We start from the raw sequence: 24,034 nt of genomic DNA, 5'->3' as shown, positions 1-24,034 counted from the left end.
ATCTTTTGCTGTCTCCAGGGTTCTGTGGAGCAAGGCTTGCCCTCGATGGCGCCCGCCCAGCCGAAACGATTCTCCAATCAGAGACAAAAACCTTCACCCCATTCTCAATCAAACAATAATTTCGTTATATTTCAATGAGTTGTACCACTGGCACGAAACTCGCTATAGCGTCTCCTACCAAGCCTTACCCAAAAAAATAACAATTCAGGAGACACACCATGAGTGTGATCATCGCCTTGGCAGCCCTGGCGCTGCTAATGCTGGCCGCCTACCGCGGCTACAGCGTCATCCTCTTTGCCCCTATCGCCGCCCTCGGCGCCGTCCTGCTCACCGACCCTTCCGCCGTTGCACCTGCCTTCACCGGCGTGTTCATGGAAAAAATGGTCGGCTTCATCAAACTGTACTTTCCGGTATTCCTGCTCGGCGCGGTGTTCGGCAAGCTGATCGAGCTGTCCGGCTTTTCGCGCTCTATCGTTGCCGCAGCGATCCGCATGCTCGGCACCCGCCAGGCGATGCTGGTGATTGTAATGGTGTGCGGGCTGCTGACGTATGGCGGCGTGTCGCTGTTTGTCGTGGTGTTCGCGGTCTACCCGTTCGCCGCCGAAATGTTCCGCCAGAGCAATATCCCCAAGCGCCTGATCCCGGCAACCATCGCCCTCGGTGCCTTTTCGTTCACCATGGACGCCCTGCCCGGCACTCCGCAAATCCAGAACATCATCCCCAGCACCTTCTTCAACACCACCGCATGGGCAGCGCCCTGGCTGGGATTGATCGGTTCCATATTCGTGGTGTGTGCCGGCATGCTGTTCCTGCAGCGCCAGCGCAACAAGGCCCAGCGCGCGGGCGAAGGCTATGGCACCGAGCTGCGCAACGAGCCGGAGACGGCCGAAGACATCAAGCTGCCAAACCCCTGGATCGCCCTGTCGCCATTGTTGGCCGTGGGCGTCATGAACCTGCTGTTCACCCACTGGATTCCCCAGTGGTACGGCAAGACCCATAGCCTCGCCCTGCCGGGCATGAGCGCACCGGTCACCACCGAAATCGCCAAGCTCACGGCGATCTGGGCGGTGCAGGCTGCCCTGCTGATCGGCATCCTCATGGTTCTGGCATTTGGCTTCAAGGCGATTCGCAGCAAGCTCGCCGAAGGCAGTAAAAGTGCTGTCAGCGGCGCACTGCTGGCGGCCATGAACACTGCCTCGGAATACGGTTTTGGCGCAGTGATCGCCTCGCTGCCGGGCTTTCTGGTATTGGCCGACTGGCTCAAGAACATCCCCAACCCCCTGGTCAACGAGGCGGTTACCGTGACCTTGCTCGCGGGGATTACCGGCTCGGCGTCCGGGGGCATGAGCATTGCCCTGGCGGCCATGTCAGAACAATTCATCAGCGCAGCCAATGCCGCCAACATTCCCCTGGAAGTGCTGCACCGGGTGGCCGCCATGGCCAGTGGCGGCATGGACACCTTGCCGCACAACGGCGCGGTGATCACCTTGCTGGCCGTTACCGGCCTGACGCACCGGGAAGCTTACAAAGACATTTTCTGTATTACGCTGATCAAGACCCTGGCGGTTTTCGTGGTGATCGGCACTTTCTACGCCACTGGCATTGTGTGAGGTATTCATGACCACTCTTTCGGGCAAGACCGCACTGGTTACCGGTTCCACCAGCGGCATTGGCCTGGGCATTGCCCTGAGCCTGGCCAAGGCCGGCGCCAACGTGGTGCTCAACGGCTTTGGCGATGCCACGGCAGTGATCACTCAGGTAGAGCAATTTGGCGGCAAGGTCGGCCATCATCCGGCTGATGTGAGCGATCCATCGCAGATCGCCGAGATGATCGCCTACGCCGAGCGCGAGTTCGGCGGTATCGACATTCTGGTGAACAATGCCGGCATCCAGCATGTCGCGGCCGTGGAGGATTTTCCCGTGGAGCGCTGGGACTCGATCATCGCGATCAATCTTTCGTCGGTGTTCCACAGTACTCGCCTGAGCCTGCCCGGCATGCGCGCGAAGAACTGGGGGCGGATCATCAACATCGCCTCGGTGCATGGCCAGGTGGGTTCCACTGGCAAGGCTGCGTATGTGGCTGCCAAGCATGGAGTCATTGGCTTGACCAAGGTGGTCGGCCTGGAAACCGCCACCACCGGGGTGACCTGCAACGCGATCTGCCCGGGCTGGGTGCTGACGCCGCTGGTGCAGAAACAGATCGATGATCGGATTGCCAAGGGCGTTGACCCGCAGCAGGCGCAGCATGATTTGCTGGCGGAGAAACAGCCATCTCTGGAGTTCGTCACGCCGCCGCAACTGGGTGAACTGGTGCTGTTCCTGTGCAGTGACGCGGGCAGCCAGGTGCGCGGGGCCGCTTGGAATATCGACGGTGGGTGGTTGGCTCAGTAGCCAGGCAGGGCCAAAGTCTGCTCCCTCAGGCGATATGCAAAACCTGTGGGAGCAAGGCTTGCCCACGATTGGATTTCAAAATAAAAAAAGAGGCCAGGCCATGTCCACCATCCTTTGGCAACCCGATGCCGACCGCATTGGCAAGACACGCATGGAAGCGTTTCGGCGCTTTATCAATCAACGCCATCACCTGCATGTCGATGACTACCCTGCCCTGCACCAATGGTCCATCGATCAGCGAGTGGACTTCTGGCAAGCCATTGTCGACTTTTTCGACATCCGCTTTCACGAGCAACCGGACTGCGTGCTGCTCGAAGGCGCACAGATGCCCAGCGCCCGGTGGTTCCCCGGCGCCACGCTGAACTTCGCCGAGCACCTCTTGCGGCGCCGCGATGATGCGGTGGCCGTGGTCGCCATCGCAGAAAACGGTCAGCGCGAACAGCTGACCTGGGCGCAACTCAGTGAACACGTCGCCGGATTGCAGAACAGCCTGAAGGCTGCCGGCGTCGGCCTGGGTGACCGGGTGGCCGCATGCATGCCCAATACCTGGCAAACCCTGGTGGCGATGCTCGCCACCACCAGCCTGGGGGCCATCTGGTCTTGCTCCTCACCTGACTTCGGCACCCAGGGCGTAATCGACCGCTTTGGCCAGATCGAACCAAAAGTGCTGATCACCTGCGCCGGATACCGCTACGCCGGCAAGGACATCGAGCAAACCGCCAAGGTCAATGAAATCCTCGAACGGCTGCCGTCCCTGCAACAGCTGATCGTTGTTCCTTACGCTCGGCCACAGGCGCGTGTCGACGACTTCCAAACACCGGCCAATGTCAGCCTGTGGCAGGACTTCTACGAAGTCGGTGGCGAGCCTGATTTCATCTCCGTGCCTTTCGCTCACCCGCTCTACATCCTCTACTCCAGCGGCACCACCGGCGTACCCAAGTGCATCATCCACAGCACCGGTGGCGTGCTGCTGCAGCATGTGAAGGAACATGGCCTGCATGCCGACCTGGGAGTCGGCGACCGGTTGTTCTACTACACCACCTGCGGCTGGATGATGTGGAATTGGCTGGTCTCGGCCCTGGCGGTGGGCAGCGCGGTGGTGCTGTACGACGGTTCGCCGTTCCATCCTGGTCCGGAGCGCCTGGTCGACCTGATCGACGATGAACGCATCAGCGTCTTTGGCACCAGCCCGAAGTTTCTCGCGACTCTGGAAAGCAGCGGCCTGAAGCCCCGGCACAGCCACGACCTGGGCAGCCTGAAAACCCTCCTGTCCACGGGCTCGGCCTTGTCGCCGCAAAGCTACGACTACGTCTACCGCGACATCAAGAGCGACCTGTGCCTGGCCTCGATGTCTGGGGGCACCGACATCGTCTCGTGCTTCGTCATCGGCAACCCGCTATTGCCGGTGCGCCGTGGCGAAATGCAGGGCAAGAGCTTGGGCATGGCCATCGAAGTGTGGAACGACGAAGGCCAGCCGGTCATCGGCGAGAAAGGCGAGCTGGTGTGTACCCGGCATTTTCCGGCGATGCCGATCGGATTGTGGCATGACGCTGATGGCGAGAAACTGCGGGCCTCCTATTTCAGCCAGTTTCCCGGCGTGTGGGCCCAAGGCGACTACGCCGAGCAACTGGTGCATGGCGCAATGATGATCCACGGCCGGTCGGACGCGGTACTCAACCCGGGCGGTGTTCGCATCGGAACGTCAGAGATCTATCGCCAGGTCGAAAAAGTCCTGCAGGTCGTGGACAGCGTGGCCATCGGTCAACAGTGGCAGGATGATGTGCGGGTGGTGCTGTTCGTGAAACTGCGCGAGGGAGTGTCGCTGGATGAAAGCCTGCAACAACAGATCCGCCAGATCATCCGCGCCAATACCACGCCACGGCATGTGCCGGCGAAGATTGTCGCGGTCACCGACATTCCTCGTACCATCAGCGGCAAAGTGGTGGAGTTGGCGGTAAGAAATGTCGTGCACGGGCAGCAGGTCAAAAACACCGACGCACTGGCCAATCCCGAGGCGCTGGAGCAATACCGCAACCGCCCCGAATTGCAGACCTGATAGCCGTTGTAGGAGCGAGCTCGCTCGCGATGGTGGTCAACGATGACACGGGAAAACTGACACCCCGCAGCGTTCTCAGGTTTTTCGCGAGCAAGCTCGCTCCTACAGGAAAAATGTCACCCATAAACTCGACGTACACCAGATCGGTCCATGAGCCCGTCTAGCCCAGGTCAATCCACCAGCCCCCATTCGCCAGAGGCCGGCGCCGCCCCCGGCGTCACCTCCCCATGCAACTTCAGTCGCAAGCGCAGATTGTTCACTGAATCCGCATGCTTCAACGCCTCCTCCTCATCGATCGCCCCTTCGACCACCAGCCCGAACAGCGCGCCATCAAACGTCTGCATCCCTTGCTCGGCCGATTTTTCCATGATGCCTTTGAGCTCATCCAGCTCATTGCGCCGGATCAGGTCGGCGATGGTCGGCGTGCCCAGCATCACTTCCACCGCAGCCCGACGCTGGCCACTACGGCTGCGCACCAGGCGCTGGGAAACAAACGCCTTGAGGTTGTTGCCCAGGTCGTGCAGCAACTGGGGGCGGCGTTCGTCCGGGAAGAAATTGACGATGCGGTCCAGTGCCTGATTGGCGTTGTGGGCATGCAGCGTGGAAATCACCAGGTGCCCGGTGTCGGCAAATGCCAGGGCATGCTCCATGGTTTCGCGGTCGCGTATCTCGCCGATCAGTACCACGTCCGGGGCCTGGCGCAAGGTATTCTTCAGCGCGGCGTGAAAGCTGCGGGTATCGACCCCCACTTCGCGCTGGTTGATGATAGAACGCTTGTGGCGATGGATATATTCGACCGGGTCCTCGATCGTGATGATGTGCCCGCTGCTGTGGCGATTGCGGTAGTCGATCAACGCGGCCAGGGAAGTCGACTTGCCCGACCCGGTGGCGCCTACGAACAGCATCAGGCCTTGCTTGAGCATGATGGTATCAAGCAGCACCGCTGGCAGGTTGAGGTCTTCGAAGCGAGGAATGTCGAGCTTGATATTGCGCGCGACGATGGACACGTCGTTACGCTGTTTGAAAATATTGACGCGAAAGCGCCCCACCCCCGGCAACGAGATCGCCAGGTTCATCTCCAGCTCCCGATCGAACTCCAGGCGCTGTTCGGCGTCCATGATGGACGCGGCAATGGCGGCGATCTCTCCCGCCTTGAACGGTTGCTCGGCCAGTGCCTGCAATATCCCATCGAACCGGGCGCTGGGCGGCGCGCCTGTGGAGAGGTACAGATCGGAGCCGTTACGGCGGGCCAGCAGCGTTAACAGTGCATCGATTTCCATGGCAAAAAACACCCGCGAAGCATTCAATTGGACAGTATGACCCCAACAGGCCACCCAGCGTCTACCACCTTGCAAGCATAATAGACGCCGCCAGACCGACATTACTGCAGGACAATTTGATGAACGCATCACCGACCGGCAGCGATGCCCAGGCCTTGATCGCCCGCACCGACTGGAGCCGCAGTGCGCTGGGCGCTGCCAGCACCTGGCCGCAAAGCCTGCGAACCGCCGTGGACATCGTGCTTCATTCGCCCATGCCCATGCTGTTGCTGTGGGGGCCAGACCTCACGCAGATCTACAACGACGGGTTTGCCCTGCTGGCGGGCAGCAAACATCCCCATGCGTTTGGCCAACCGGCACATCAGGTCTGGCCCGAACTGAAGGACTTCACCGACCCGATCTATAGTGCAGTGCTGCAAGGCCAGGTGCGCACCTACAGCGAACAGCGCTTCACCTTGCAGCGTGACGGCGTTGATTCGGACTTCTGGCTGGACCTGACCTACAGCCCGATCCGCGACGAAGCCGCGCAAGTCGCCGGCATCCTGGTCACAGCCATTGAAACCAACGAGCGCCGGCGCATTGCCGTGGAGCTTGAACAGCGCTCGGCAGCCAGCCTCAAGGCCCAGCGCGAAACCGAAGAGCGCCTGCAACTGGCACTCGCCGCGACAGATGCGGTTGGCACCTGGGACTGGGACATCAACGAAGACCACTTCATAGCCGACACCCACTTCGCCCAGTTGCACGGGGTCGATCCACTGCTGTCCAATCAGTTACCCATCACCGCCTATCTGCAAGGCGTACACCCTGAAGACCGGGCCACCGTCGCCCGGGGCATCAAGCACGCCATTACCCATGGCACTGAATACGCCGAGGAGTACCGACTGCTGCAGGCTGACGGCCAGGTGCGCTGGGTATTCGCCCGCGGGCGGTGCTACAAGGATCATCACGGCCGGCCGATCCGCTTCCTCGGCGCCGCCCTGGACCTGACCGAACGCAAACACACCGAGCAGGCCTTGCGCCAGAGCCAGACCGAGTTGCAGCTGATCATCAACGCCATGCCGATCCTGATCAGCTACGTGGATAGCGAGGAGCGCTTTCGCCTGAACAATGCCGCCTACCTCGACTGGTACGGCCGCACCCCCCAGGAACTGTACGGGCGCACGATCCGCGAAGTGCTGGGCGAGGAAGCCTACGCGCTGCGCGCCACGCACATTGCCGACGCCCTGAGCGGCAAGACCTGCTGCTTCGGCATTGACACTCGCCACCGTGACGGCAGCTACCGGCATGCCTTGATGAACTACCTGCCGCGCCATGGAGCGGACGGTGCGGTGAACGGTTTCTACATTTTCGTGATTGACGAAACCGAGCGCAAAAACACCGAGGAGGCTCTGCGCAACCTCAATGAAACCCTGGAAGAGCGCGTGGCCGCCCGTACCCGGCAACTGGCCGAAACCAACCAGCGCCTGCAAAACGAAATGTTTGAACGCGAACGCGCCGAAGACGCCTTGCGCCATGCACAGAAGATGGAAGCGGTGGGTCAGCTCACCGGCGGCATTGCCCATGACTTCAACAACATGTTGACCGGGATCATCGGCAGCCTCGACCTCGTGCAACGCTACATCGCTGACGGGCGTGCCGCCGAGATCGGCCGGTTCACCGAAGCGGCCGTTTCGTCGGCCAACCGCGCCGCCGCCCTGACCCACCGCCTGCTGGCCTTCTCCCGACGCCAGTCGCTGGATCGCAAGCCGTTGAACGCCAACGACCTGGTCCACTCCCTGGAAGATCTGCTGCGCCGCACCAAAGGCGATCACATCGAGCTGCGCCTGCAGCTGACTGAAGACGCATGGCCGGTGAGCACCGACGTCAGCCAGCTGGAAAATGCCCTGCTAAACCTGGTGATCAACGCTCGCGATGCCATGCCGGACGGCGGTGAGCTGCTGATCGAGACCGCCAATGTCTACCTGGAAGACAGCCATATCACCACCCTGGAACCGCTCAAGGCCGGGGATTACCTGATGATCGCCGTCAGCGATAACGGCACCGGGATGACACCTTCGGTACTGGCCAAGGCCTTCGACCCGTTCTTTACCACCAAGCCGATTGGCCAGGGCACAGGCCTGGGCCTGTCGATGATCTACGGGTTTGCCCAGCAGTCCGGCGGGCATGTCCACATCGACAGCGTGCCGGGCCAGGGCACCTGCGTGCGCCTGTACCTGCCTCGCCTGCAAGACATGGAGCAGCCAGATACCCTGCTGCCCTTCACAGGCGAAGCGCCGGCGGCCAATGCCGGTGAGACCGTGGTACTGGTCGAGGATGATCCGGCGGTGCGCCTGCTGGTGCTGAACCTGCTCAAGGAGCTCGGTTACCAGGCCCATGAGGCTCGGGATGCGATCGAGGCCCTGCCCTTGCTGGAGTCGGACGCGCGGGTCGACCTGCTGGTGACCGATGTCGGCTTGCCGGGCATGAACGGACGGCAACTGGCGGAAATCGCCCGTCAGCGCCGGCCCGGCCTGAAGGTGCTGTTCATGACCGGTTACGCGGAAAAAGCCGCAGAACGCCAGGGCTTTCTAGAGCAAGGAATGGACATGGTAGCCAAGCCGTTTTCGATCGACCTGCTAGCCAACAAGATTCGCGCGATGCTCGGTCAACCGGGGTAAGTTGAGGCATAATCGCCCGCCCCGCGCTGGCACCCGCCCAGTCACCACCGTTGCAAGGTACTTCCAATGAAAGCCCAAGCCCGTCACATCCTGGTGAAAACCTCGGAAGAAGCCGAGCAGCTCAAACAGCGCATTGCCAAGGGCGAAGCCTTCGATGTGCTGGCCAAAAAGTACTCCACCTGCCCCTCCGGCAAGCGCGGTGGTGACCTGGGTGAAGTGCGCCCCGGACAGATGGTCGGGGTGATAGACGCAGTGATTTTCAAGAAGCCATTGCGGGTGGTGCACGGGCCGATCAAGAGCAAGTTCGGTTATCACCTGGTGCAGGTGTTCTACCGGGATTGATCTAGCGGCATCATTTGCAGCCCATGCCCAGCCTCAGGCACCTCGGTCTTGACTGTTAAAAACAGGTTTCCATGGTCTCGATGACATTCAACTGCTCATCCACCAGACACCCTACCCGCCACTTGTCGAACGTCAGGCATGGATGGGAAGTGCCAAAGGAAATGATGTCCCCCACCCGCAGTTCAACCCCGGGCGCCACCGTCATGAACGCATGCTGGTCCATGACTGCAGTCACTTTGCAGGCACCCACGTCGTCGCCCACTGCAGGCACCCCCCCCGGCTGGTAACGCCGCAACGGGACCGGCAGTCCGGCGTCATAGGCCACGTCGCGCTTGCCCAGGGCAATCACCGCAAACCCCGGCTCCGGCAGCGACTGCACGTGGGCCCAGACTTCCAGTGCCGGGCGCAGGCCTTCATGCAAGTCGCTGCGACGCTCGAGCACGCAGCACTGCGCCTCTTTGTAGATGCCGTGGTCGTGGGCCACATAGCTGCCAGGACGCAGCACACTGAGAAAGCGTCCGGCGGCATTCTGCGCCTCGAACGATTCGGCAATCAGGTCGTACCAGGCCGACCCCGAGGCCGTGATGATCGGCTTGGCGATGGCGAATGCGCCGCTGTCCTGCAACTGGACCGCCAGGCGCACCAGGGAGGTGGCGAACGCGCGGATTCCGCTCTCGGCATGATCACCGTGGATCACCCCTTCGTAGCCTTCGATACCGGTCAGTGCCAGTGCCGGTTGCGCACAGATGGCTTTGGCCAGATCAAGCACTTCCTGTTCAGTGCGGCAGCCACACCGGCCGCCGACCACGCCATATTCGATCATCACGTTCAGGCGCACGCCGCGCGAGGCGAAGTAGGCACCGAGGTCGGCGACGTTATCCGGATGATCGACCATGCAGTGAAAATCAAAGCCCGGGTCTGCCAGCAGATCCGCGATCAACGCCATGTTCGGCGTGCCGACCAGTTGATTGGCCATCAGTATCCGCCGCACGCCATGGGCGTAACCTGCACGGGCCTGGGTTGCGCTGGCCAGGGTAATGCCCCAGGCGCCAGCATCCAGTTGGCGGCGAAACAAAGCCGGCGTCATGCTTGTTTTGCCATGGGGGGCGAGCTCGGCGCCGCTGTTGCGCACAAAATCCTGCATCCAGCGAATGTTGTGTTCCAGCGCTTCCCGGTGCAAAACCAGGGCCGGCAGGCTGACGTCGCGCACCAGGCTGGCGCCGGTCGGGGCCGCACCTTTTTCCACGGCGACGTTGATTGGGGCAGTAGTCATGATCGAACTCCTCGGATTTCGCGACGTCACACAGCCGCTGTCCTGCATTCGGTGACGATTCAGGCTTTTTTCCTGTAGGCCACGCAATCGATCTCGACCTTGCAGTCGACCATCATGTTCGCCTGCACGCACGCCCGGGCCGGGGCATGTTCGGGGCTGAAGTACTCGGAAAACACCTTGTTGAAGCTCCAGAAATCCCGCGGGTCTTCCAGCCACACACCGGTACGAACCACGTCCTCCAGGCCATAACCGGCTTCTTCGAGGATCGCGACCAGATTCCTCATGGCCTGGTGAGTCTGCTCGACGATACCGCCGACGATAATCTCGCCATCCAGCGCCGGGACCTGGCCAGACACGTACAGCCAGCCATCGGCCTCCACGGCGCGGGCGAAGGGCCGCGGCTGGCCGCCGCCTGCAGTGCTGCCGGTGCCGTATCGAGTGATGCTCATGAATATTTCTCCTGGTCTGCATGCTGGGTGCGCCGATTCTGAACGTGCGCCAGCTGAGAGATTAAATCGCAAGCAGGTTCGCTCCTACAGGAAATTGTGATCGGTCACAAAATCTGCGGGAGCGAGCCTGCTCGCAATGAGGCCTTCAAGGGCCCGGCAAGATTAAACGCTGCGAGGCACCAGCAACACGCGCGTCACCCGGCGCTCCTCAACGGCCATCACGGTCATCTGCCAGCCGTCCCACTCATGGCTGTCACCAATCGCCGGCAGGCGATCCAGCACGCTCACTACCAGGCCGGCCAGGGTCTGATAGTCCTCGGTGGGTTCTGCCGCGAAACCGGTGCGCTGGCGCACCCGCATCAGGTTCAAGGCACCACTGACGATGAACCCGCCATTGTCCTCGATCACGTCCGGGCCTTCGATTTCACTGGCGTCTGGCAACTCACCGGCAATCGATTCCAGGATGTCGGTCATGGTCAGCAAACCGACGAAGTCACCGAACTCATTGACCACGAAGGCAATGTGAGTCGAGGCCTTGCGCATCTGCTCCAGGGCATTGAGGATCGAATAGCTGTCCAGCAGGTTGATAGTCTTGCGCGCCAGGTGTTCCAGGTCCGGCTCGTTGCCGGCCAGGTATTCCTTGAGCAGTTCCTTCTTGTGCACGAAGCCCAGGGGCTCGTCCACCGCGCCGTCGCGAATCAGCGGCAGGCGCGAATAGGACGAGTGCATCAGCCGCGCACGAATGGCCTCGGCGTCATCCGCCAGGTCGATGTGATCAATGTCGGCACGGACCGTCATCAAGGTGCGGATCGGCCGCTCGGCCAACTGCAACACACCGCTGATCATCACCCGCTCGCGCCGGTCGAACAGCGCTTCACTCGGTGCCTGGCCATTGTCCAGCAGGTCGGCGATCTCGTCGTCGACCTCCTCCGCTGCCAGCGTGCGCCCGCCCAGCAAACGCATCACCGCATGCGCGGTGCGTTCGCGAATCGGCCGCACCCCCTGCATCGAACGTTTGCGACGAGCGCGGGCGATCTGGTTAAAGACTTCGATCAGGATCGAGAAGCCGATGGCCGCGTACAGGTAGCCCTTCGGAATATGGAAGCCCAGGCCTTCGGCGGTCAGCGCGAAGCCGATCATCATCAGGAAGCCCAGGCACAGCATGATCACTGTCGGGTGCGCGTTGACGAAGCGGGTCAGCGGCTTGCTGGCGACGATCATCAGGCCAATGGAAATGATCACGGCGATCATCATCACCGCCAGTTCATCAACCATACCCACGGCAGTGATCACCGCGTCCAGGGAGAACACCGCGTCGAGCACGACGATCTGCGCCACGATTGGCCAGAACATCGCGTAGGCCGTATTGGACGTGCGCTCGCCGACATGGCCCTCGAGCCGCTCGTGCAGTTCCATGGTGGCCTTGAACAGCAGGAATACACCACCGAACAACATGATCAGGTCGCGGCCGGAGAAGCTCTTGTCGAACACCTCGAACAGCGGCTGCGTCAGAGTCACCAGCCAGGAGATACTGGCCAGCAGGCCCAGGCGCATCAGCAGCGCCAGGGACAAACCGATGAGCCGGGCGCGGTCGCGCTGCTCCGGGGGCAGTTTGTCCGCCAGAATCGCGATAAACACCAGGTTATCGATACCCAGTACCAGTTCCAGCACAATCAGGGTCAACAGGCCCAGCCACGCGGTGGGATCAGCAATCCATTCCATGAAAATCTCTCTACCTCTTCAGTTGATTCAGAATGCCAGGCACGGCAAAGCGCGGCGCACAGGCCGTAAAAACGCTTGGGAAATGGATATCTGGGGGCGGAAGACGGGGTGTTTCGCGTGCATCAAGACAGCGCGGTGGCGCCGGGTGAGCGGGTAACTGGGAGGCTCCGAGAGGGTGTTCATGCAAATCCTGCAGGAAAAAAGGATTTCAAGCGTACAGCGGAATACTATTTTTCCTACACATGGAAATCATTACAAAATCTGTAGGAGCGAGCTTGCTCGCGAAAAACCTGTGGGCGCTGCAGGGTGACAGGCTTCCCGCGTTATCGTTGACGACCGTCGCGAGCGAGCTCGCTCCTACAACGAATCTGCTCGATGTACCGGCCCACCGCCGCAGATTTTTCAAATCGCCGATGGATCAAGGACAACCATGAACTCGCCTCACAGCCGTCAAGCTGCCGATACCAGACCCCGGGCAACCCCACATGGCCGACCACCGATGCCGGCACTACGGCCACGCCCTGTCCCAGGGACACCAGTGCCAGCACCGCCACCAACCCACCCGGTTGAGCCCCCAGTTTTGGCGCAAAGCCGCCCTCGGCAGCCACCTGCAACGTACCGCTGATCTGCTCGGGCAGAATAAAGGTCTCATCCTGCAGTTGCCTCGGGCTGATCACCGGCAACCGGCTTAGCCACGACTCGCCCGACACCGCCAGGACAAAACCTTCGGCATCCAGGCGCACAGCTTCCAGGCCGTCCGGCAAGGTCATGGGCGAGCGCACGTAACCGACGTCATAACGCCCATCCAGGACCATCACCGGTAAAGCCGCCATCGGGCTTTCGCACACACTCACGCTGACGTCCGGATACTCGCGAGTGAAGGCCTGCACCTGTTTTTGCAGGAGCCCGGAATAGACTGCCGAGGCCACATATCCCAATTCAATGTGGCCGATGTCCCCGCGGCCGGCACGCCGGGCATTATTCTGCGCCGCCTCAAACTGGCGCACGGCAGCGTCCGCCTCGGGCATCAGCGCGACGCCGGCCTCGGTCAGGCTGACGTCACGTTGATGGCGATTAAACAGCCGGGTGCCTAGTTCGCTTTCCATATCCTGGATCTGCCGGCTCAAGGTCGGCGGTGCGATGCCCAGTTGCTCGGCGGCGCGGGTGAAGTTGCGCTGACGGGCGACGGCCAGGAAATAACGAAAATGGCGGATATCCATAGGCGTATTAGCTCAAAGGTAATGAGGTCGTGGCGCTCGCCTAACGCGGACGGCAGCTGGCAGCCATAAGCTTGAAGGACTTCCACCCTAGAGAACAACCGCCATGCTCGTCAAATCCCGGGTCAGCCCACGCCTGACGTTACTTACAGCCTCAGGTGTTTGCTCATTGATCGTCCTCGACACCAACATCGTCGCCGTCACCTTGCCTACCATTGCCCGCGACCTGGGGGCCAATTTTGCCGACATCGAATGGGTAGTCAGCGCCTACATGCTGGCGTTCGCCGCCTTGTTGCTGCCGGCGGGCAGTCTCGCCGACCGATTCGGCCGACAGAAAACCCTCCTGTGGGGCCTGGGCATTTTTATCCTGGCCTCTATCGGTTGCGGGGCCGCACCCAGCGCTTTGGTCCTGGACATCGCGCGGGCGATCAAGGGCGTTGGCGCAGCGCTGCTCCTGACCTCGGCCCTGGCGTCCATCGGCCATACCTTTCACGATGAAGTGGAACGGGCCAAGGCCTGGGCGTTCTGGGGTGCCTGCATGGGCGTGGCGATGACAGCCGCACCGACCCTCGGCGGGCTGATCACGGAAACCATTGGCTGGCGCTGGATTTTCTACCTCAATCTGCCGGTGGGAGCGTTCCTGATGGTGATGGTGTGGCGCGCTGTTCCCGAATCGCGCGACCCGCAGTCCGCTCGTCTGGACCCTTGGGGGAGCCTGGCCTTCAGTGCCAGCCTGCTGTGCCTGATCTGGGGGCTGATCGAGGCTAACCGCATTGGCTGGAGCAATCCGCTGACCTACGCCCGGCTCATCGGCGGCGCTTTATTGATGGGGGCGTTTGTGCTCATCGAGCGCATGCAGCAACGGCCGATGGTCGACCTGCAACTGCTCCGCCACCCGCGCTTTATCGGCGCCCTGCTTGGCATGTTCGCCTACGCCGGTTGCGCCCAGGTGATGATGACGCTGCTACCGTTTTATCTGCAGAACGGCCTCGGCTTATCTGCCATCAGTTCGGGTCTGGGCATGTTGCCGTTTGCCGCGACCATGCTGATTTTCCCGAAGGTCGGCGCGCGCCTGGCCACTCAATTTACGCCGGGCGCTTTGATGGCGACCGGGCTGGCCCTGGTCGCCAGCGGCAACCTGTTGAGCGCGTTGGCCGTCAGCAGCGCCAGCTACCTGCCTTTTGCCCTGGCGATTGCAGTCACCGGTGCTGGCGCCGGGTTACTCAATGGCGACACACAGAAAAACATCATGGCGTGCGTGCCCCGCGAGCGCACGGGGATGGCATCGGGCATGAGCACCACCATGCGCTTCAGCGCCATCGTCCTGGCGATCGGCGTGTACGGTGCCCTGCTGTCGAGCCACTCCTCGCAGGTTTTGCACGCTGAACTGGCGAACCAGGCTCCGCAATGGCTGGAGCATACCCAAGGTATCAGCTCGAGAGTGGTCGCCGGGGACATGCCGGCAGCCATGAGCCTGCTGCCCGAGGCCGCTCGCACGTTGGTGGAGCCTCTGGCCCGTCAGGCATTCATCAGTGGTTTCAGCTTGTTGTTGCTGGTTGCCGGGCTATTAGCGGGATTGGGCGCGCTGGTAGTCGGCACCTTGATGCGTCACCCGATTCCGGCGCAAAGCGGTTTGTCCCTGAGCGCGAAATAAACAGGGGGAGTCATGACCGGTATTGAGTTGTCCTCTTTTAACCCGAGGACAACTCATCGCTCGATTTTTGGAAAACGGAGTACCCCATGGCGAAAATCACCCTTGCCCAGCAACTGGCAACCACCCTTGAACAGGCCGGCGTCAAGCGCATCTGGGGCCTGACGGGCGACAGCCTCAACGGCCTGACCGAAGCGCTGCGCACCATGGACAGTATCGAGTGGATGCACGTGCGCCATGAGGAGGTCGCCGCCTTCGCCGCCGGTGCCGACGCGGCGGTCACTGGCGAACTGGCGGTGTGCGCCGGCAGTTGCGGGCCGGGTAATCTGCATTTGATCAACGGGTTGTTCGACTGCCACAGGAACCACGTGCCCGTGCTGGCGATTGCCGCCCAGATCCCATCGTCGGAGGTCGGCCTTAATTACTTTCAGGAAACCCATCCCCAGGAACTGTTCAAGGAGTGCAGCCATTTCGTCGAACTGGTGAGCAACCCGGCGCAGATGCCCCAAGTGCTGCACCGGGCGATGCGCAGCGCAATCCTCAACCGCGGCGTGGCGGTGGTGGTGATTCCCGGTGACGTGGCGTTGCAGGAAGTTGACGACGCCTTCAAGCCCTGGCCCGCGCTCGCCCAACCGCGCATCCTGCCGGCGCCCCATGACCTCGATCGACTGGTCGAACTATTGAGCCAAAGCAAGGCCGTTACCCTGATGTGCGGTGCCGGCTGCGCGGGCGCCCATGATCAAGTGGTGGCCTTGGCCGACGCCCTTGGCGCGCCAGTGGTGCATGCCTTGCGCGGCAAGGAACACGTGGAGTGGGACAACCCGTTCGACGTGGGCATGACCGGCCTGATTGGTTTCAGCTCCGGTTACCACGCCATGCTCAACTGCGACACCCTGGTGATGCTCGGCACCGACTTTCCCTATCGCCAGTTCTATCCCACCGACGCAACCATCATCCAGATCGACCACGACCCGCAAGCCCTCGGGCGGCGCACGGCCCTGGACCTGGGCATAGTTGCCGACGTCAGCGAGACGCTCGCGGCCCTGTTGCCACGCCTGCCCTATCGGGCTGATCGAAGCTTCCTGGAGTCGTCACTCAAGCATTACGCAAAAGCCCGCCAGGGCCTGGACGACCTGGCCCAGCCGTCGGCGCCAGGGCGTCCGATCCACCCGCAGTACCTGACCCGCCTGCTCAGTGAACTGGCAGACGAAGACGCGATTTTCACGGCTGACGTCGGCACGCCAACGGTGTGGGCTGCACGCTACCTGAAGATGAATGGCCAACGACGCCTGCTTGGCTCCTTCAACCACGGTTCTATGGCCAACGCGATGCCGCAAGCGATCGGCGCACAGGCAGCCTTCCCGGACCGCCAGGTGATTTCCCTGTCGGGTGACGGTGGTTTCAGCATGCTGATGGGGGATTTCATTTCCCTGGCGCAACTCAGGTTGCCAGTGAAAATCATCGTCTATGACAATGCCTCCCTGGGCTTTGTCGCGATGGAAATGAAGTCCAGCGGGCTGCTGGATACGGGCACCGACCTGCACAATCCGGATTTCGCGGCGATGGCCAACGCGATGGGCATCCTCGGGATTCGCGTCGAGGCCAGCGAAGACCTGGACGCGGCATTGCGTCGGGCACTGGCGCATGACGGGCCGGTACTGGTGGACGTGGTGACCGCAACCCAGGAACTGGCGATGCCGCCGACCATCAAGCTGGAGCAGGCCAAGGGTTTCAGTTTGTACATGCTCAAGGCGGTGATGAGCGGGCGTGGGGATGAGGTGATCGAGTTGGCGCGGACTAATCTGTTTCGTTGAGGGCCGGTTACGCCCTTTAGGAGCTGGCTTGCCAGCGATGGTCGTAAACGATGACACGGGGCGGCGGGATGAACCGGTCAGGCCACGAGATTAAAAGATCGCAGCCTCGTTTCTCTCGGCAGCTCCTACAGGGGGACCAGTTCGTCGATGTGGCGGTAGTCGATGGTTAAGTCTGCGGCCAATTGTTTCGCTCGTGCCAAGCGAATCGGGCCGCGCTCTATGTCGATCAGCAGCCCGGGGCACTTGAGCGACGTGAGTATTGGCCACTCCTTCAACCGCCCATCGGTGACCAGCAATAGCCGCTGTTGCTCGGCGGGCAAGCGCTTTTGACGGGTAGCCAGCCATTGTTCCGCCTCGGACAGTGCTGCCAGCAAAGGTGTGCCGCCTCCGGCACCCAATTGATCCAGCCAGGCGTGCAAACCGCTGGACGCCTTTAAACCTTGTACCTGCCAGGTCGGGGTCGTACCGCTGGCGGTCAGCAGCGCCAGCCGCGCACGCTGGCGATAGGCATCATCGAACACCTGCGCGAGCAAACCCTTGGCATCACTCAGTGCCTGGTGGCGACGAGTGGACGCAGAGGCATCGACGATCACCAGCCACAGTTCATGGGGCGAGCGAGTGCGCGCCTGGAACTGCAGGTCAGCACGCTGGCGCGGGCGCCCATTGAGCAAGGTGCCCGGCCAGTTGACCGAACCTTCGCGCGTCACCCGCTGCGGGCCTTGCTTGCCGCTGTCGAGATGTCCGGCGCGGGCTTTGGCATTCGCCCCCGCTGCAGATCGAGGGCGAATGCCTAGGGCTTTTTTGGCCAGCTCGGTACTTCGCGGCGAGCGCCAGTCGGCAATGCCTGGGCGGGCATTTGGCCCCATTGCCCCTGCCCTTCGCCTGGCTGCGAACCCTGGCTTGTGGGTGGCTGGCTTGCTTGCGGCGCGGGTGGTGTGTGTTCGCGCCGACGATGGCGCAGGGCGAACTCGGCAACCGCTTCAATATCTTCTTCGCCTATCCCTTGCGCACCGCGCCAGGCCGCGTGGGCCCGGGCGGCACGCAACCAAACGAGATCAGCGCGCAAGCCATCGACGCCGGCAGCGAAGCAGCGCTCAGTGATTTTGCCCAAGGCCTGGTCATCCAGAGGAATGCTGGCCAGTACACTCCGGGCCTGCTCACAACGCTCGCGCAAGGCATGCTGGGCGGCTTCCCATTCGGCGCAAAACGCCGCGGGATCATGATCAAACGCCAGGCGCCGGCGAATGATTTCGCCGCGTTCGGTGGGTACAGTATGGCCACCGAGAGCAACGTTCAGGCCGAAGCGATCGAGCAACTGCGGACGCAGCTCGCCTTCTTCAGGGTTCATGGTGCCAATCAGGACGAATTTCGCCGAATGCCGATGGGAGATGCCATCGCGTTCTATCAGGTTGATGCCGCTGGCCGCCACGTCGAGCAACAGGTCCACCAGGTGATCGGGCAGCAGGTTGACTTCATCGACATACAATACGCCGCCGTCGGCCTTGGCCAGGACCCCTGGCGAAAATCGCGCGCGGCCTTCGTTCAGTGCCGCATCAAGATCTAGAGTGCCGACCAGGCGCTCTTCTGTCGCACCCAGCGGCAGCGTGACGAACAGGCCGCTGGCAAGCAGGTCCGCCAGGCCACGGGCCAGGGTGGACTTGGCCATGCCCCGGGGGCCTTCGATCAACACGCCGCCGATCTTCGGGTCGATGGCGGTGAGGCACAGGGCGAGCTTCAGATCGTCGGCGCCGACCACGGCGGATAAAGGAAAATGCGGTGTTTCAGTCATTAGTCAGTCTCGGTCATGGTCGCAGTATCGCGAGCAGGCTCACTCCTACAGGGGGGTAATGGCAGTCTCAAGTATCTTCTTCAATGTCCAGCAGCAGATTCTCCAGTGCCTCCTGGTACTCGCCGGGCTCTTTCCACATGCCGCGCTGCTGCGCCTCGAGCATGCGCTCGGTCATGTCGCGCAGGGCATGGGGATTGTGCTCGCGCACAAACTCGCGGGTCGCCGGGTCCAGCAGGTAAGCATCGGCGAGCAACGCGTACTGGTGATCGTCAATCAACTGCGTGGTGGCGTCGAAGGCGAACAGGTTGTCGACGGTTGCCGCCATTTCGAACGCGCCTTTATAACCGTGGCGCTTCACCCCGTCGATCCACTTGGGATTGGCTGCGCGGGAGCGAATAACCCGGTTGAGTTCTTCCTTGAGGGTGCGGATTTTCGGCAGATCGGGCTGGCTGTGATCGCCGTGATAACTGGCCGCCGCTTCCCCGCTCAGGCTTTCGACGGCAGCGAGCATACCGCCCTGGAACTGATAGTAGTCGTTGGAATCGAGCAAATCGTGCTCACGGTTGTCCTGGTTTTGCACCACAGCCTGGACCTGACTCAGGCGCTGGGCGAACTGTGCCCGGGCGGCCGTTCCTTCGTCTGAACCGCCATAGGCGTAGCCGCCCCAGTTCAGGTAAACCTCGGCCAGGTCTTCGCGGCTTTGCCACAAGCGACCCTCGACCGCGCCCTGCACGCCAGCACCATAGGCCCCCGGTTTCGCCCCGAAAATACGCCACCCTGCCTGGCGGCGCGCAGCCTCCTGGTCGAGACCCGCCAGCAACAGGGTTTCCCGCTCGGCACGCACCTTGGCAGCCAGTGGGTTGAGGTCGTCGGGCTCGTCGAGTTCGGCAACCGCTTGCACGGCGGCATCGAACAGCCGGATCAGATTGGCGAACGCATCGCGGAAGAACCCCGACACCCGCAACGTGACGTCCACCCGAGGGCGGTCCAGCAGGCTCACTGGCAGAATTTCAAAGTCGTCAACCCGCTGGCTGCCGGTGGCCCACACCGGTCGCACGCCCATCAGGGCCATCGCCTGGGCGATATCGTCGCCACCGGTGCGCATGGTCGCAGTGCCCCAGACCGACAGGCCGATCTGGCGCAGGTGATCGCCATGGTCTTGCAGATGGCGTTCCAGGATCAGGTTGGCCGACTGGAAGCCGATGCGCCAGGCGGTGGTGGTCGGCAGGTTGCGTACGTCTACCGAGTAGAAGTTGCGACCCGTGGGCAGCACGTCCAGTCGTCCACGGCTGGGTGCTCCGCTTGGGCCGGCGGGGACGAAGCGGCCGTTCAATGCATCGAGCAGTCCGCGCATCTCTGCCGGGCCGCAGGCGTCCAGGCGGGGGGCGACGGCTTCGCGCAGGTGGTCGAGGATGGCCGACACTTGCCCCCAGTTCTCACCTGGCGGGAGCGAATACGCTGTGCCAGGCAAATCAAGGTTGACTGACACTGCGTATTCGCGAGCAAGCCCGCTCCCACAGGTGGTCTGCTCGATCAGTTGAGTGGCGAACAGTTCCAGGCGTTCGCGGGTGTCGCCCGCCGTGCGCCATGTATCATCATTGATGGATTGCAGTTCAATGGGACGCGGCCCGGTCCAAGGCTCGGCCAATGCACAATCCAGCGGGTCAAAGCCCAATTCGAACGCTTTCGCCAGCGCCCGCAACACGCTCGACTGGGCACCGCGTCCATCACCACGAGGAATACGCAGCAACGCCAGCAAGGTGTCGATGCGCAACCGCCCGCTCGGCGACTCGCCGAAGATGTGCAGGCCGTCGCGGATCTGCGACTCCTTCAGATCACACAGATAGGTGTCCAGGCGCGGCAGCCAGATGGCCGCGTCGGCATCACTGTCCAGCTGTTCGTCCAGCTGCAGCTCACGGTCGAGATGGCTGTCGCGCACCAGTTGCAGGATGTCGCGTTGCAGCTCCCGCGCCCGACGGGGGTCGAGCAGCTGCGCATCGTAGTACTCGTCGGCGAGCAGCTCCAGGTTGCGCAGCGGGCCATAGGTTTCGGCGCGGGTCAGCGGCGGCATCAGGTGATCGATGATCACTGCCTGGGTGCGCCGCTTGGCTTGGGCGCCCTCGCCCGGGTCATTGACGATGAAGGGATAGATGTTCGGCAACGGCCCGAGCAGCGCGTCCGGCCAGCAATGCTGCGACAGCCCGACACCCTTGCCCGGAAGCCATTCGAGGTTGCCATGCTTGCCGACGTGAATCACACCGTGGGCACCGTAGGTGTTGCGCAACCAGAAATAGAACGCGAGATAGCCGTGCGGCGGCACCAGGTCCGGGTCGTGGTACACCGCGCTAGGGTCAACCTGATACCCCCGAGCCGGTTGAATGCCGACAAAGGTCAGGCCAAAACGCAGGCCGGCGATCATCATCCGGCCGCTGCGGAACTTCGGGTCCTTTTCTGGCGCCCCCCAACGCTGCAGCACGGCCAGCCGGTTGGCCTCGGGCAGCGCGTTGAACATCACCAGGTAGTCATCCAGCCCGAGGCTTTGCTGGCATGGACGCTGATCAATAGTGTCGAGGTCATTGCTGACGCCGCCGAGCAGTTGCTGGATCAGCGCGGTGCCGTTTTCCGGCAGTTGATCCGGCAGCGGATAACCTTCCTGGCGCAAAGCGCGCAGGATATTCAGCGCCGCCGCCGGCGTATCGAGCCCGACGCCATTGCCGATGCGACCATCGCGGGTCGGGTAGTTGGCCAGGATCAGCGCAATGCGTTTTTCGCGGTTGGGTACTCGGGCCAGATCGGTCCAGCGCCGCGCCAGTTCAGCGACGAAATCCATTCGTTCAGGTTGCGCGCGGTAGCACACCACGTCGGACTGGCTGCGCTCGCTGCGCCACGCCAGGTCCTTGAAGCTGATCGGTCGGCTGATGATCCGCCCGTCCAGTTCCGGCAGCGCAATGTGCATCGCCAGGTCCCGCGGGCCGAGACCCTGGTCGCTGGCTTGCCATCCGGCCTCGTTATCCTGGGCGCAGATGGCCTGGATCACCGGGATATTGCGGCGAAACGGCCGGATATGCGGCGCTTCGGGGCTCGACTGGGCAAAGCCGGTGGTGTTGAGAATGACCGAGGCGCTGACTTCGTCCAGCCAGTCCTCGACCACCGCCAGGCAGCCGGGTTCTTTCAGACTGGCCACGGCGATCGGCAGCGGGTTCAATCCCGCCGCCTGCAAGCGCTGGCAGAAAATATCGATGAAGGCGGTATTGGCCGCCTGCAGGTGCGAGCGATAAAACAGCACGGCGGCCACGGGCTGACCGGCCTGCCAGTCGGCATGCCAATCGGCTAGTACAGCTGGACTTCGGTGCGGATGGTAGATCGCGGTGCGTGGCAAAGCCTGCGGCTCGGCCCAGGGGTAGTCGCGTTCCAGCCAACGACTGGCCAGGCAGCGAAAGAAATCCAGGGCATTGCCCAGACCGCCCTGGCGTAGAAACTGCCAGAGCCGGTCGCGGTCTTCGGCGCCCACGGTACTGAGGTCGCTGAGTTCCGGGTCGGGACGGTCATCGCCTGGCACCAGAATCAGTTGCACGCCCCGTTCGGACAATTGCACCAGGCGCTCGACGCCATAACGCCAATAGGCGATTCCGCCGTGCAGCGAGATCAGAATCACCTTGGCATGGCGCAGCACTTCATCGACATACAGGTCGACCGAGGCATGATTCTGCACCTGCATCGGATTGGCCAGGCGCACGCTTGGATAGTCGTCGGGCAACTGCTGCGCGGCTTCGGCGAGCAACGCCAGGCTGGAGTCGCCGCTGCACAGGATCACCAGCTCCGCAGGGGTCTGTCCAAGATCGGCAATATTGTCATCCGAAACGAAACCGCCGGGCTGGGTCCTGAGCAGGTGCATGGCTTATACGCTGAGCGCGGCGCGCAGTTGTGCTTCGAGTTGGGCGGCGTCCAGCTCCTGGCCGATCAGCACCAGGCGGGTGGTGCGCGCTTCATCGGCGCCCCATTGACGGTCGAAATGCTTGTCGAAACGCGTGCCCACGCCCTGGATCAGCAGGCGCATCGGTTTATTCGCAATAGCTGCGAAACCCTTGACCCGCAGGATGCCGTGCTTGACTACGAGTTGCGTCAGGGCGTCCAGCAGCAGGCTTTCATCCGACTGGGGCAGTTCGATGGAGATCGAATCGAAGGCGTCGTGATCGTGATCGTCTTCACCTTCGTGGTGATGATCGTGATGGCTGTGACGGCTGTCGATGTGTTCTTCGGAACCGGCACCCAGGCCAATCAGCACGTCCAGGGGCACACGACCGCTGCTGGCTTCGATGACCTTGACCGCTGGCGGCAGTTCCTCGGCGACTTCCAGGCGCACCCGGGCCAGGTCTTCCGGGCTGATCAGGTCGGCCTTGTTGAGGATGACCAGGTCGGCGCTGGCCAACTGGTCGGCGAACAGCTCGTGCAGTGGCGACTCGTGATCCAGGTTCGGGTCGAGTTTGCGCTGGGCGTCAACCTGGTCAGGGAAGGCGGCAAAGGTGCCCGCCGCCACGGCCGGACTGTCGACCACGGTGATCACGGCATCGACGGTACAGGCGCTACGGATTTCCGGCCACTGGAAGGCTTGCACCAGGGGCTTGGGCAGGGCCAGCCCGGAGGTTTCGATCAGAATGTGGTCGAGGTCAGCGCGGCGGGCCACCAACTCGCGCATCACCGGGAAGAATTCTTCCTGGACGGTGCAGCACAGGCATCCGTTGGCCAGTTCATAGACGCGCCCGCTGGCTTCTTCCTCAGTGCAACCGATCGAGCACTGCTTGAGGATTTCGCCGTCGATACCCAGCTCGCCAAACTCGTTGACGATGACCGCGATGCGCCGGCCCTGGGCGTTGTCGAGCATGTGCCGCAGCAAGGTGGTCTTGCCCGAGCCAAGGAAGCCGGTGACGATGGTGACGGGAAGTTTGGCCAGTGTTTTCATCGGATGCCCTTTGGCAAGGTGGCGGGCATACGGGACGACAATCGCTGCGACTGGAGCGCGCGCGGGAGAGTTCGCCACCGGATCACCCCGCCCGGTTGTAGTGAGAATCTGTATCGAGGCAGGTCTCCTGGCTGACGGCGTGCCGGGCATTCAGCCTGGCATTCGCTGCGCCTTCCCGCGAACCCGTTGCACAGGTGTTGCAGTGGCGTGGCAGCGAACATCACCGTTCACAGTTGCGGGGGCAGCCGCGGCATTGACCGCGTTCCCTTCTTAGCTTCGGCCAACGCCGAAGAACCTCGAAAGCGCAAGGCTACGCATCGTATCGGGGCGGGTCAATGCTCCTGCGGTAAACGCTATCCCCTGCAGGAGCTGCCGAAGGTTGCGATCACTTGATTGTCTGTCAAACAGCCAGATCAAAAGATCGCAGCCTTCG

At 62.3% G+C, this 24,034-nt stretch carries 16 protein-coding genes, 1 pseudogene and 1 riboswitch; of the genes and pseudogenes, 8 read left to right on the top strand and 9 right to left on the bottom strand.

Going from position 1 to position 24,034, the window contains the following annotated elements; translation table 11 throughout:
- The first annotated feature begins 218 nt into the window (after window positions 1-218).
- From HYI44_RS16585 to HYI44_RS16570, 4 genes and pseudogenes are all read left to right on the top strand, one after another.
- The gene (locus HYI44_RS16585; protein ID WP_045057562.1) at window positions 219-1,610 is read left to right on the top strand and encodes a GntP family permease; all 1,392 of its coding nucleotides are present in this window, start codon (window positions 219-221) and stop codon (window positions 1,608-1,610) included.
- A 7-nt stretch (window positions 1,611-1,617) separates the two neighbouring features.
- Window positions 1,618-2,391: a 3-hydroxybutyrate dehydrogenase gene (locus HYI44_RS16580; RefSeq protein WP_122840625.1), complete on the top strand. Its 774-nt coding sequence runs from the start codon at window positions 1,618-1,620 to the stop codon at window positions 2,389-2,391.
- Window positions 2,392-2,491: 100 nt separating this feature from the next.
- Window positions 2,492-4,447 (top strand): acetoacetate--CoA ligase, encoded by a 1,956-nt coding sequence (locus HYI44_RS16575; RefSeq protein WP_225569930.1) that lies wholly within the window; start codon window positions 2,492-2,494, stop codon window positions 4,445-4,447.
- Between the two features lie 29 nt (window positions 4,448-4,476).
- Window positions 4,477-4,554 (top strand): annotated as a pseudogene (locus tag HYI44_RS16570) (outer membrane lipoprotein carrier protein LolA); the annotation flags it as partial.
- Between the two features lie 63 nt (window positions 4,555-4,617).
- Here HYI44_RS16570 and HYI44_RS16565 read toward each other — a convergent pair.
- A complete protein-coding gene (locus HYI44_RS16565) occupies window positions 4,618-5,727 on the bottom strand; it encodes a PilT/PilU family type 4a pilus ATPase (RefSeq protein ID WP_122840694.1) in 1,110 nt (369 codons plus the stop codon).
- A 119-nt stretch (window positions 5,728-5,846) separates the two neighbouring features.
- On the opposite strand from HYI44_RS16565, the gene HYI44_RS16560 reads away from it, so the two are divergent.
- A complete protein-coding gene (locus HYI44_RS16560) occupies window positions 5,847-8,384 on the top strand; it encodes a PAS domain S-box protein (RefSeq protein ID WP_225569929.1) in 2,538 nt (845 codons plus the stop codon).
- Between the two features lie 66 nt (window positions 8,385-8,450).
- Window positions 8,451-8,726, top strand: a complete 276-nt coding sequence (locus HYI44_RS16555; RefSeq protein WP_007898282.1) for a peptidylprolyl isomerase — start codon at window positions 8,451-8,453, stop codon at window positions 8,724-8,726.
- 55 nt (window positions 8,727-8,781) lie between these two features.
- Here HYI44_RS16555 and HYI44_RS16550 read toward each other — a convergent pair whose 3' ends face one another.
- From HYI44_RS16550 to HYI44_RS16535, 4 genes are all read right to left on the bottom strand, one after another.
- Entirely contained in the window at window positions 8,782-9,999 is a 1,218-nt protein-coding gene (locus HYI44_RS16550) for an amino acid deaminase (protein WP_225569928.1), read from the bottom strand.
- A 59-nt stretch (window positions 10,000-10,058) separates the two neighbouring features.
- The gene (locus tag HYI44_RS16545; protein WP_225569927.1) at window positions 10,059-10,448 is read right to left on the bottom strand and encodes a RidA family protein; all 390 of its coding nucleotides are present in this window, start codon (window positions 10,446-10,448) and stop codon (window positions 10,059-10,061) included.
- Between the two features lie 162 nt (window positions 10,449-10,610).
- Window positions 10,611-12,170 carry a TerC family protein gene (locus tag HYI44_RS16540; RefSeq protein WP_225569926.1) on the bottom strand — a complete coding sequence of 520 codons (1,560 nt, stop codon included), beginning with the start codon at window positions 12,168-12,170 and terminating at the stop codon, window positions 10,611-10,613.
- A 323-nt stretch (window positions 12,171-12,493) separates the two neighbouring features.
- Entirely contained in the window at window positions 12,494-13,390 is an 897-nt protein-coding gene (locus tag HYI44_RS16535) for a LysR family transcriptional regulator (protein WP_225569925.1), read from the bottom strand.
- 103 nt (window positions 13,391-13,493) lie between these two features.
- Here HYI44_RS16535 and HYI44_RS16530 point away from each other — a divergent pair, with 103 nt between their 5' ends.
- Window positions 13,494-15,041, top strand: coding sequence for an MFS transporter (locus HYI44_RS16530; protein WP_225569924.1), 1,548 nt, complete (start codon window positions 13,494-13,496; stop codon window positions 15,039-15,041).
- Window positions 15,042-15,127: 86 nt separating this feature from the next.
- On the top strand, window positions 15,128-16,852 hold the full coding sequence (gene poxB / locus HYI44_RS16525) for a ubiquinone-dependent pyruvate dehydrogenase (protein WP_225569923.1): 1,725 nt from the start codon (window positions 15,128-15,130) through the stop codon (window positions 16,850-16,852).
- Between the two features lie 125 nt (window positions 16,853-16,977).
- On the opposite strand, the gene HYI44_RS16520 is transcribed toward poxB, so the two are convergent.
- The 4 genes from HYI44_RS16520 to cobW all read right to left on the bottom strand — a co-directional run bounded on the left by HYI44_RS16520 (window position 16,978) and on the right by cobW (window position 23,601).
- Window positions 16,978-17,718, bottom strand: coding sequence for a vWA domain-containing protein (locus HYI44_RS16520; protein WP_225569922.1), 741 nt, complete (start codon window positions 17,716-17,718; stop codon window positions 16,978-16,980).
- On the bottom strand, window positions 17,643-18,641 hold the full coding sequence (locus tag HYI44_RS16515) for an ATP-binding protein (RefSeq protein ID WP_201147996.1): 999 nt from the start codon (window positions 18,639-18,641) through the stop codon (window positions 17,643-17,645). Before HYI44_RS16515 ends, HYI44_RS16520 begins: the two co-directional genes overlap by 76 nt.
- A gap of 67 nt (window positions 18,642-18,708) precedes the next feature.
- Window positions 18,709-22,536, bottom strand: a complete 3,828-nt coding sequence (gene cobN, locus HYI44_RS16510) for a cobaltochelatase subunit CobN (protein WP_225569921.1) — start codon at window positions 22,534-22,536, stop codon at window positions 18,709-18,711.
- 3 nt (window positions 22,537-22,539) lie between these two features.
- Entirely contained in the window at window positions 22,540-23,601 is a 1,062-nt protein-coding gene (gene cobW / locus HYI44_RS16505; RefSeq protein ID WP_122840637.1) for a cobalamin biosynthesis protein CobW, read from the bottom strand.
- A 99-nt stretch (window positions 23,602-23,700) separates the two neighbouring features.
- Window positions 23,701-23,915, bottom strand: a riboswitch (cobalamin riboswitch).
- Window positions 23,916-24,034 lie beyond the last annotated feature (119 nt).

This window comes from Pseudomonas sp. Y24-6 (genome assembly GCF_020295325.1).
GTDB classification, from domain to species: Bacteria; Pseudomonadota; Gammaproteobacteria; order Pseudomonadales; family Pseudomonadaceae; genus Aquipseudomonas; species Aquipseudomonas gregormendelii.
Note: the sequence above shows the minus strand (reverse complement) of the source record. Positions and strands in the feature narration are given on the sequence as shown.

Bases quoted from the DNA above. Each gene is read 5' to 3' on its own strand.
- HYI44_RS16585 (WP_045057562.1), top strand. From the start codon at position 219: ATGAGTGTGATCATCGCCTTGGCAGCCCTGGCGCTGCTAATGCTGGCC.
- HYI44_RS16580 (WP_122840625.1), top strand. From the start codon at position 1,618: ATGACCACTCTTTCGGGCAAGACCGCACTGGTTACCGGTTCCACCAGC.
- HYI44_RS16575 (WP_225569930.1), top strand. From the start codon at position 2,492: ATGTCCACCATCCTTTGGCAACCCGATGCCGACCGCATTGGCAAGACA.
- HYI44_RS16565 (WP_122840694.1), bottom strand. From the start codon at position 5,727: ATGGAAATCGATGCACTGTTAACGCTGCTGGCCCGCCGTAACGGCTCC.
- HYI44_RS16560 (WP_225569929.1), top strand. From the start codon at position 5,847: ATGAACGCATCACCGACCGGCAGCGATGCCCAGGCCTTGATCGCCCGC.
- HYI44_RS16555 (WP_007898282.1), top strand. From the start codon at position 8,451: ATGAAAGCCCAAGCCCGTCACATCCTGGTGAAAACCTCGGAAGAAGCC.
- HYI44_RS16550 (WP_225569928.1), bottom strand. From the start codon at position 9,999: ATGACTACTGCCCCAATCAACGTCGCCGTGGAAAAAGGTGCGGCCCCG.
- HYI44_RS16545 (WP_225569927.1), bottom strand. From the start codon at position 10,448: ATGAGCATCACTCGATACGGCACCGGCAGCACTGCAGGCGGCGGCCAG.
- HYI44_RS16540 (WP_225569926.1), bottom strand. From the start codon at position 12,170: ATGGAATGGATTGCTGATCCCACCGCGTGGCTGGGCCTGTTGACCCTG.
- HYI44_RS16535 (WP_225569925.1), bottom strand. From the start codon at position 13,390: ATGGATATCCGCCATTTTCGTTATTTCCTGGCCGTCGCCCGTCAGCGC.
- HYI44_RS16530 (WP_225569924.1), top strand. From the start codon at position 13,494: ATGCTCGTCAAATCCCGGGTCAGCCCACGCCTGACGTTACTTACAGCC.
- poxB (WP_225569923.1), top strand. From the start codon at position 15,128: ATGGCGAAAATCACCCTTGCCCAGCAACTGGCAACCACCCTTGAACAG.
- HYI44_RS16520 (WP_225569922.1), bottom strand. From the start codon at position 17,718: ATGGGGCCAAATGCCCGCCCAGGCATTGCCGACTGGCGCTCGCCGCGA.
- HYI44_RS16515 (WP_201147996.1), bottom strand. From the start codon at position 18,641: ATGACTGAAACACCGCATTTTCCTTTATCCGCCGTGGTCGGCGCCGAC.
- cobN (WP_225569921.1), bottom strand. From the start codon at position 22,536: ATGCACCTGCTCAGGACCCAGCCCGGCGGTTTCGTTTCGGATGACAAT.
- cobW (WP_122840637.1), bottom strand. From the start codon at position 23,601: ATGAAAACACTGGCCAAACTTCCCGTCACCATCGTCACCGGCTTCCTT.